The 9,622-nt window shown below is 74.9% G+C and carries 6 protein-coding genes; 4 read left to right on the forward strand and 2 right to left on the reverse strand.

The window, feature by feature from the left end; all coding sequences use genetic code 11:
* The first annotated feature begins 103 nt into the window (after nucleotides 1-103).
* Complete coding sequence (locus tag ACIBAI_RS24195) at nucleotides 104-2,191, forward strand: asparagine synthase-related protein (RefSeq protein ID WP_399037298.1); 2,088 nt, start codon at nucleotides 104-106, stop codon at nucleotides 2,189-2,191.
* Between the two features lie 732 nt (nucleotides 2,192-2,923).
* Here the strand turns inward: ACIBAI_RS24195 and ACIBAI_RS24200 are convergent.
* Nucleotides 2,924-3,685 carry a TetR/AcrR family transcriptional regulator gene (locus ACIBAI_RS24200; RefSeq protein ID WP_399037300.1) on the reverse strand — a complete coding sequence of 254 codons (762 nt, stop codon included), beginning with the start codon at nucleotides 3,683-3,685 and terminating at the stop codon, nucleotides 2,924-2,926.
* Nucleotides 3,686-4,060: 375 nt separating this feature from the next.
* Between ACIBAI_RS24200 and ACIBAI_RS24205 the strand changes: the two genes are divergently transcribed.
* Both ACIBAI_RS24205 and ACIBAI_RS24210 read left to right on the forward strand, forming a co-directional pair.
* On the forward strand, nucleotides 4,061-5,440 hold the full coding sequence (locus tag ACIBAI_RS24205; protein ID WP_399037302.1) for an NAD(P)/FAD-dependent oxidoreductase: 1,380 nt from the start codon (nucleotides 4,061-4,063) through the stop codon (nucleotides 5,438-5,440).
* 162 nt (nucleotides 5,441-5,602) lie between these two features.
* Complete coding sequence (locus ACIBAI_RS24210; protein ID WP_399037304.1) at nucleotides 5,603-7,252, forward strand: SpoIIE family protein phosphatase; 1,650 nt, start codon at nucleotides 5,603-5,605, stop codon at nucleotides 7,250-7,252.
* A gap of 33 nt (nucleotides 7,253-7,285) precedes the next feature.
* On the opposite strand, the gene ACIBAI_RS24215 is transcribed toward ACIBAI_RS24210, so the two are convergent.
* Nucleotides 7,286-8,563: an MFS transporter gene (locus ACIBAI_RS24215; protein ID WP_399037320.1), complete on the reverse strand. Its 1,278-nt coding sequence runs from the start codon at nucleotides 8,561-8,563 to the stop codon at nucleotides 7,286-7,288.
* A 145-nt stretch (nucleotides 8,564-8,708) separates the two neighbouring features.
* Here ACIBAI_RS24215 and ACIBAI_RS24220 point away from each other — a divergent pair, with 145 nt between their 5' ends.
* A complete protein-coding gene (locus ACIBAI_RS24220; RefSeq protein ID WP_344607777.1) occupies nucleotides 8,709-9,257 on the forward strand; it encodes a MarR family transcriptional regulator in 549 nt (182 codons plus the stop codon).
* Nucleotides 9,258-9,622: the final 365 nt, after the last annotated feature.

Raw genomic sequence — 9,622 nt, forward strand, 5'->3', positions numbered from 1 at the left:
GAGCACACGCGGCTGCGCCGCCCCTCCGGGGCCCGTCCTTCATGGCAGCATGGGGAGCCAGTTCGTGCGGTGCACTGGTGGTCCACAGCCCGTGGAGGCGTCGATGCGGTGGTTGGTGGGATGGAGCAGCGCCGCCGCGGGTGCCGTCGGACCCGGACCGGCGGGAGCCACCGGCTACGACGGCGAGGCCGTGCACCCCGTCGGCTCCCAGCTCCTGTGGGGCGGCCCCGATCCCCTGTGGGCGGTCGGCGACTGGCGCCCCGACGAGGTGCGCGTCGTCCACGCCGACGACCGGTCCCGGATCGCGGTCCTCGGCACGTGCGGCGCCTCCGACGAGGAGCTGCGGCTCGGACTGTTCACCGCGCGCGGAGGGGCGCTCCGGCATCTGACGGCGTGGCCCGGCAGCTACACCGCCGTCGTCCAGGTGGGGCGCCGGCTCACCGTCTGCGGCGATCTCGCCGGTGCCCGGCCGGTGTTCTACACCCCCTGGGCGGGCGGTACGGCCTATGCGACGGCCGCCCTCCCGCTCGCCGACCTCGTCGAGGCCAATCTCGACTTCGGACACCTCGCCGCGCTGCTGGCCGCGCCCGACGTGCCGGCCGCGCTGCACGACTCCACCCCGTACGACGGCGTGCGGAGGGTTCCGCCGGGGCACGCGCTGATCCTGCGCGCCGGGGCGCGGGAGGTCGCGGGCTACGAGCCGGTCGCCTCCCTCGCGGTGGCGGCGCCGCCCGCCGATCCGGACCGCGCGGTCGACGCCGTGCGGGACGCGCTCGTCGAAGCCGTACGCACCCGCCTGGCGGCGCCCCGGCACGTCCCCGGCGCCGGCATCGACCCCGGTCCCGTGCCCGGCATGGGGCCCGCCGAGCGGCGCGCCGCGCGCGGGACGCCGGTCCCGGGGATCGGCGCCGACCTGTCCGGCGGGCCGGCCTCCGGGACGCTGGCCCTGCTGGCGGCGGGGCTGCCGGGGACGCCGGGCACCGTGCTGGGCCACGGCACGGGCGCGGGGGAACGGCTGCTGGCCGTGACCTTCAACGACCTGACCGCGAACGGGCGGGAGGCCGAACTGGAGCGGGCCGGGGTCCTCGCGGCCGACCCCCGGCTGCACCATGTGGTGGTCGCCGGCGGAGAGGAGACCCTGCCGTACGCCGACCTGGACGGACCGCTGACGGACGAACCGGGGCCGAGCCTGGTGACGGCGGCGCGGCACCGGGCTCGGCTGGCCGCCGGCAGCGCGGACCACTTCACCGGGTACGGCGCGCGGCAGGTCCTGGACGCGCATCCCGCCCGGCTCGCCGACCTGCTGATGGACCGCAAACGGCGCCACCTGGTGCGGCCCGTCGTCGCCCTCGCCAAGGCGGACGGCTCCGTCATGGTCTCCGCGCGGGTGTACGCCGCGGCCCGGCGGCTCGCGCGTACGCCGTACCGGACGGGGCTGGAGTCGCTGGCCGAGCGGCTGCTGCACCGGCGCTTCGACGAGCCCGGCGGGGCGGTGGAGGCCTCGCTCGCCGCGCTGACCTGGGGCGGGCCCGGACCGGCGGCGCGGTGGCTGACGGGGGAGGCGCTGGCTGAAGTATCGGTTCGCCTGCAGGCGTCGACGTACCGGTCCGGGGTCGGGCCCGGGCAGCGGCCGGGGGACTTCCGCGCGCGTGCGGCACTGGCCCGGTACGCGGCGGACGTACGGGTGCTGGAGCAGGCCGCCGAGATCCGCTTCCAGCGCCTGCACGCGCCGTTCCTCGACAACCAGGTGGTACGCGCCTGCCGGGCGCTGCCCGAGGCGCTGCGAGTGCGGCCGGGGGCGCGGGCGGCGATCCTGCGGACGGTGCTGGAGGGGGCGGGGGTCAGCGACCTGCCGCCCGGATGGGGGGCGCCGACGCAGGGGGTGGCGGCCGCCGCGTCGCGTGCCGGGCTGCGGGTGGCGGCCGACACGCTGCTGACGTTGTTCGACACGCCGCTGCTGGCGGAGGCGGGACTGGTCGAGGCGCGGGTGGTGCGCAGGGCGCTGCGGGACGCGGCGGCGGGGGAGCCGCTGCCGGTGGACGGGCTGGCGGACCTGGTCTCCCTGGAACTGTGGCTGCGGCGGCTGCTGGCGCGGCGCGGCACGTGCTGGACGGGGACGCCGGCGCGGCAGCGGGCGGTGCCGGCGGGGATCGCGCCCCAGCGCGGGGCGTTGGGGACGGCCCGCAGGTGACGGGACCTTCGGCGCGCGGGACGGTGGGGCGCCGCGGTCGGCCGCGGCCTGGACCCGGACCGCGGTGACCGTCCGCGTCCCGCGCCGGAGCACGCCGGCGCCGGGCCACGGGGACCGCCGCCCGGGCGGCCCCCGACGCCGGGCGGCTCACGCCGGAACGCACCGGGGGCGCGGGCCGCGCCGCCCGGGAGGTCCTGGACGAACCGGGCGGGGGCGGCCCGCGACCGGTCCGCCGCGCGTACCCGGGCACCGGCGGCCGCCCCCGGGGACGGACGAACTCCGCCGCATGCTTCCCCCGACCGGGATCTCGCGGGACGGACCCTCACCCACCCGCGGGCACCCGCCGCGGGGCAGCGGTCGCCGTCACCCTGTCGGGAAGGCCCGGCCGCCCCGCAGGGAGAGGTCCGGCTCCCCGCCGGGGAAGGATCGACAACGCGCCGGATGACGCCCGGCAACCGCCGGGAGGGCTCGACTTCCCCGCGGCCGGCGGAGGATGATCGGTCCGGCCGCAATGACCGGTCGCTCCCTCCCGGCCGTGTCCGCCACGGAGCCCGCGCGCATCCGGCCCACGGACGGTCGCACCCGGCCCGCGGACGGCCGCACCCGGCCCGCGGACGGTGGAACAGCGATCCCGGCCCGCGGACGGCACAGCGCCCACGCCTCACGGCGGCCGGCCCGGGACGCGAACCGGCCCGGCGTGCGGATCCGGTCCGAGCCCCGCGGCCCGCCTCCTCACACCGGCCGCGACCGCAGCCCTTCCAGCAGGATGTCCAGCAGCCGCGCCGACGCGGCCGCCTGCTGGGCCGCGTCCGGCAGCGAGGGCGCCGCCGTGGCGATCACCAGCAGTACGTCCGACACCGACACGTCCGGCCGCAGCTCGCCGGCCGCGCGCGCCCGCTCCACGAGCTGGCCCACGACCTCCAGCAGCGCCGCCGCCCCGGTGTCGTCCTCCGCCGCGCCGGGCGAGGTCTCCTCGGACACCAGCCGCAGTTCACCGGGGCCGGACTGCGTCCGCTGGTGCGGCACCCGCCCCTCCCCGGATCCGGCGGCCTCCTCGGCCACCCCCACGCGCAGCACCTGCGGCGGCAGCAGCCGCCCGGCGCCGGAGGCCACCGACGTGCGCAGGAAGCGCGAGAGCGCCGACCACGGCTCGTCCTCCTGGCCGAGCGCGGCCCGCGCCTGGTCGGTCAGCCGGGAGGTCTCCTCCTCGGCTATCCGCCGCACCAGGACGTCCTTGCTCGGGAAGCGCCGGTACACCGTGCCGACGCCGACCCGCGCGCGCCGCGCGACGTCCTCCATCGGCGCCCCGTACCCGAGCTCGCCGAAGACCTCGCGCGCCGCACGCAGCACGTGCTCCAGATTGCGCTGTGCGTCCACCCGCAGCGGCGTCGTCCGCGCTCCGTCCCCGCGCCCGCCGCCCGCCGCCGCGCTCATCGTCGCGCCGCCCGCTGTGACGGCGGACGCGGACGACCAATGAGAGCCCTGAACATGCATATGCATTCCCCCGGTAATGACGTCTCCCCCCGGAGACTCTCCCCGCCATCGAGATCGGGGCGAGCGGAACGGGCCCGGCTGCCGGCCCCGCCCGTCGCGGGCCCGAAGAGCGCATCCCCCTACACCCCGTAGGAACACGAACATAGTTGAGGCCGGGTCAATTCAGAAGGGGCAGGTTCCGCACGGAGCGCCCCTCGATCGGAGCACGGGTCGCATACGTCCCGAATGCGCCCGCTGCCGCCTCCCGGAGCACACGTGCTGACCTGCGCTGATTCCTCCCGGCTCGGTAATTCGGCCAACCCTGCGCACCCCCGGTCCCCGGTCATACGAATCGCCGGGCCTGTGGACAAACGCAAGCGCCGGGTGCGTCATGGGATGGTGAAGGAACGTGCGCGCATTCTCGTTGTCGGCGGCGGCTACGTCGGGATGTACACGGCACTGCGTCTGCAACGGAAGCTGAAACGGGAACTGAACCGGGGCGAGGCCGAGATCACGGTCGTCACGCCCGACCCGTACATGACGTACCAGCCGTTCCTCCCCGAGGCCGCCGCCGGCTCCCTCTCCCCCCGCCACGTCGTCGTGCCGCTGCGCCGGGTCCTCGACCGGTGCCACGTGATCATCGGTGAGGCCGAGGCCGTCGACCACGCGCGGCGCACCGTCACCGTCACCACCCTCGCCACCGAGGAGGAGGGCGCGGGCGCGCGGCGGCTGTCGTACGACGAACTCGTCCTCGCCCCCGGATCCGTCTCGCGCACCCTGCCCGTCCCCGGTCTCGCCGACCACGGCATCGGCTTCAGGACCGTCGAGGAGGCCATCGGCCTGCGCAACCACGTCATCGAGCAGATGGACATCGCCTCCTCCACCCGCGACCCCGCCCTGCGCGACGCCGCCCTCACCTTCGTCTTCGTCGGCGGCGGCTACGCCGGCGTGGAGGCCCTCGGCGAGCTGGAGGACATGGCCCGCTACGCCACGCGCTACTACCACAACGTCCGGCCCGACGACATGAAGTGGATCCTCGTCGAGGCCACGGACCGCATCCTGCCCGAGGTCGGCGAGGAACTGGGCCGCTACACGGTCACCGAACTGCGCCGCCGCAACATCGACGTACGCCTCGGGACCCGCCTGGAGTCCTGCGCCGGCCGGGTGGCGCACCTCAGCGACGGCGCCCGCTTCCCCACCCGTACGGTCGTGTGGACGGCCGGCGTCCGGCCCCATCCGCTCGTCGCCGCCACCGACCTGCCCCGCACCGCGCGCGGACGGCTGAAGTGCACCCCCCAGCTGACGATCGACGGCACCCCGCACGCGTGGGCCGCGGGCGACGCCGCCGCCGTCCCCGACGTCACCGCCGCGGAACCCGGCGCGGAGTGCGCCCCCAACGCCCAGCACGCCCTGCGCCAGGCCCGGGCCCTCGGCGACAACATCGTGCACGCCCTGCGCGGCGAACCGCTCCGGACGTACGCGCACCGGTACGCCGGCTCCGTCGCCTCCCTCGGCCTCCACAAGGGCGTCGCCCAGGTCTACGGACACCGGCTCAAGGGCTACCCCGCCTGGTTCATGCACCGCGCCTACCACCTCAGCCGGATCCCCACCGTCAACCGCAAGGCACGCGTACTCGCCGAATGGACCCTCTCCGGGCTCTTCAAACGGGAGATCGTCTCCCTGGGGTCACTCGAACACCCCAGGGCGGAGTTCGAACTCGCGGCCGGGGGAAAACCTTCTCAGGAGCCTCCCGGGGACCCGAAGGGGTCGTCCTGACCGGACCCAGGAACTCCACCGGCCGGCCCGGCGTCTGACGGATGCCGGCCCGGTCGGCGCACTGCCAGACTGGTCCACCACCAGGGGCGGGCCACCGCTCACCCCCGCGCGGCTCCGGCCGGTCCCGCACCGGCCGCCGACGACTACACGAGGCAAGGATTCGTGAACTTCACGCGCTGGAGCCACCGACTCCCCGGAACACAGCGCCGCGCCGCGGCACGGACCGACACGACGGTGGCGCCGGACCGGCGGGGAGAAGGATCCGTGCCCGCGGCCCGCGCCGAGCAACCGACCGACGAACCGCCCCCGGTGTCCGCCGTCGACGAACTGGCGGCCAGAGACGTCCTGGACCGCGTCCCGGCCCTCGTCGCCCTCGTTCACGGCCCCGACCACCGCATCGCCTACGTCAACGACGCCTACACGACGGCCTTCGGCGCACGCCCGCTCGGCGAACGCGCCCGCGAAGCCCTCCCGGAACTCGACCAACTCGGCCTGTTCCCGCTCCTGGACCAGGTCCTGCGCAGCGGCAGGCCCCGCACGGTCAAGTCCCGCAAGACCCCCGACGGCCGCTCCTACACCTTCACCTGCACCCCGGTCACCCAGGGCAGGGACAGCGGCCCCGGCGTCCTCGTCTTCGCGACGGACGTCACCGACCACGCCGAGGCCGCCGCACGCCTGCGCGCCAGCGAACGCAGCCAACGCGAGACCGCCGTCACCCTCCAGCGCTCCCTCCTCCCCCAGGAACTCGAACAACCCGACGACCTGCGGATCGCCGCCACCTACCGGCCCGGCGGCACCGAGACCGCGGTCGGCGGCGACTGGTACGACGTGATCACCCTCGGCGGCGGCCGCACCGCCCTGGTCATCGGCGACGTCATGGGCCGGGGCGTGCGCGCCGCGGCCGTCATGGGCCAGCTCCGCACGGCGGTCCGGGCCTACGCCCGCCTCGACCTGCCCCCGCACGAGGTGCTCCAGCTCCTCGACGGCCTGGCCGTCGAGATCGACCCCCACCAGATCGCCACCTGCGTGTACGCCGTCCACGACCCGAACGAGGGCCGGCTGGTGTACGCCTCCGCCGGCCACCTGCCCGTCCTGGTCCGGGACGGGAACGGCGAGGTCCTGCGCGCCGACGGGCCGACCGGCCCGCCGCTGGGCACCGGCGGCTGGATGTACACCTCGGGTTCGGTGCCCCTGAGCCCCGGCTCCACCGCCGTCCTCTACACGGACGGCCTGGTGGAGCGCCGGGGCGAGGACCTGGACGAGGGCATCGCGGCCCTGGAACGCGCCCTGGCCGGCGCCACCGGCACCCCCCAGGTCGTCTGCGACCGCCTGGTCCGCTCGGCGGGCGTGACGGCGGGCCACGACGACGACGTGGCGGTCCTGGTCCTCCAGCACCCGGCCCGCACCGGCCCGGAGAGCGAGCTCTTCCGCAACGCCGCCCTGGAGCTCCTCGGCGGGACGGAGGCGGCCCCCCGCGCGCGTGCCTTCGCCTCGGGCGTCCTGACCAGCTGGCGCTTCCCCGCCGAACTGCACGACCTGGGCGTCCTCGCCGCCAGCGAGCTGGTCGCCAACTCCCTCCGGCACGGCACGCCCCCCATGCGGCTGCGCCTGCGCCGCACCGACCGCCGCCTGATCGTCGAGGTGACGGACGGCGACGACCACCTCCCGCGCCGCCGCCGCGCGGAACCGGCGGACGAGTCGGGCCGGGGCATCGCCATCGTCGCCACCATCGCCTCGAACTGGGGCTGCAGACGCACCCCGGGCGGCGGCAAGGCGGTGTGGTGCGAGTTCGCCCTGCCGGCGGCGAGATGACCCGCCGGCAGGGCGATCCCCCGGGCGTACGCGTCAGGCGCGCGCCCGCGCCTGCCCCGTCGACGAGGCGCCCCCCTGCGCCACCACCCGGCTGCGCGCCAGCCACGGCCGGTCCTGCACCTCCGTGAGCTGCCGCCCGAGCCGCAGCGCCAGCACCGTGACCCCCAGCGAGAACAACAGGAACGCCACGATGTACGGCGCGTGCAGCGAGGCCCCCAGCGGCCCGCCCACCGCCGGCCCGACGGCCAGCGCCAACTGCTTCACCAGCGCGAAGGCCGAGTTGTACTGCCCGGCCATGCCCTCCGGTGCCAGATCGGCCACCAGCGGCGCGACCGTGGGCGACAGCATCGCCTCCCCGAGCCCGAACAGCGCGTACGTCGACACGAACGCGGCCGTCGCCATGGCCTGGCTCCCGTGCCCCAGCCCGGCGTACCCGGCCACGGCCCACGCCACGGCCCAGACCAGCCCCACGGCCGCGATTACCCGCGACCGCCGCCGCCGCTCGACGAACCTCAGCACCGCGAACTGCGCGACCACGATCATCATCGTGTTCGCCGCCAGCGCCGTCCCCAGCGCGGACGTCGAGATGCCGGCGGCCTCGACCCCGTACGCGCTCAGTCCGGACTCGAACTGCCCGTAGCAGGCGAAGAACAGCACGAACCCCAGCACGCACAGCTGCACCATGGCCCGGTTGCCCAGCAGCTGCTTCCAGCTGCCCCGGTCCGACCGCCCCGGCGTCTGCTCCAGCCGCGGCGCGTGCGGCATCCGCACCGTCGCCATCACCACGACCAGCAGCAGGAACATCGCCGCCTCGATCGCGAACAGCAGCGTGAACGACGCGGCGTCCGACGTGTCGACCAGATGCCCCCCGATGAGCCCGCCGACACCGAGCCCGAGGTTCTGCAGGAAGAACTGCATGGCGAACGCCCGCGACCGCGTCTCCGCCGACGAGCAGTCCACGATCATCGTCGCGAGCGCCGGCTGCATCACGGCCTGCCCGGCCCCGAGCGCCGACGCCGACAGCAGTACGGCCGCCGCCCCGCTCGCGACCCCCAGGCTCAGCGCCCCCAGCGCGGCCGTGACCAGAGCGGCGAGCAACACCGGCAGTGGCCCCCGCCGGACGATGGCCCGCCCGGCGAACGGCAGCACCACCAGCGCGGCCACGGCGAAGACGGCGAGTACGAGACCCGCCGTCACGGCACCCAGCCCCCGCACCTGCGCCACATAGACGTACAGGTAGGGGACGGTGAAGCCGAGCCCGAACGCGCTGAGCGCGTTGCCCACGTGGATCCGGCGCATCGCTGCGCCCATCGCCCTGGTCACGTTCACCTCTCTCTGTTCTCCGTGTCAGCCGGGATCGAAGTTAGGAGTGAAGACTTCGAAACTAAAATTCGAAGCTAAAGAGTACATGGTGAAGGACTTCAAGGCAAAGCCGCCCCGTGCGATACTTCGCCGCATGGGCGACACCCCCGGCCTCAGCGAGCCGACACTCGAAGAACAGATCGCCGCCTACCAGCGCGAGTTCCAGGACCTGGACCCCCAGGTCGAGAAGATCGTGTCGGCGCTGTCCCGTCTGAACCGCCGCATGAACGTCGCCTACGGCCGCCAGACCGCCGCCCTCGGCATCAGCAACGCCGAGTGGGAGGTGCTCAAGGCCCTCGTCCTCTCCGGCGCCCCCTACCGCATGGGCCCCGGCGACCTCGCCAAGCGCCTGGGTCTCACCCCGGCCGCGATGACCCACCGGATCGACCGCATGGTCGCCGAGGGGCTGGTGACCCGGGAACGCGACGAGTCCAACCGCGTACGCGTCATCGTCGAGCTCACCGCCGAGGGCCGCGAGAAGTGGCTGGCGGCCATGCGCCTCGCCTCGGTCTTCGAGGAGGACCTCCTCCAGGACCTGTCCCCCGAGGAGCGGACGGCCCTGGGCGAGGTCCTCACCCGCCTCCTGCGCCGGGTGGAACACGCCCAGCCGGACGCCGGGGGCCGGCTCAGCGACCTCGACTGAGGCCGCCGGGGCGGGCCCGCACGGACCGCAAAAGATCTTGACAAGGATCGCTTGACAGCCCCCTGCCGGATCCGTAAAGTTCTTCGGGTTGCCGCGGAGCCGTAACGGTTCTGCGACAGCGCCTTCCGCCGCACGAGCGGCAACCAACCATCAGCAAGATCTCCTGACGGGGTCGATTTCGGCATGCCCGAATTCAATTTCCGTCGGGACTCGGTCTTCGGGGCCGGCTCCGATTTTGGAATCGCCGAGAGGACGCGCTAAGGTTGGAGACGTCGGAACGGCCCAACGGCCGCGAGGACGAACCCCGCTGACTGGGGGTCAGGCCCGGAAGGATCTGATAAAGTCGGAACCGCCGGAAAGGGAAA

It is taken from the genome of Streptomyces sp. NPDC051041 (genome assembly GCF_044456065.1).
Classification (GTDB): Bacteria; Actinomycetota; Actinomycetes; order Streptomycetales; family Streptomycetaceae; genus Streptomyces; species Streptomyces glaucus.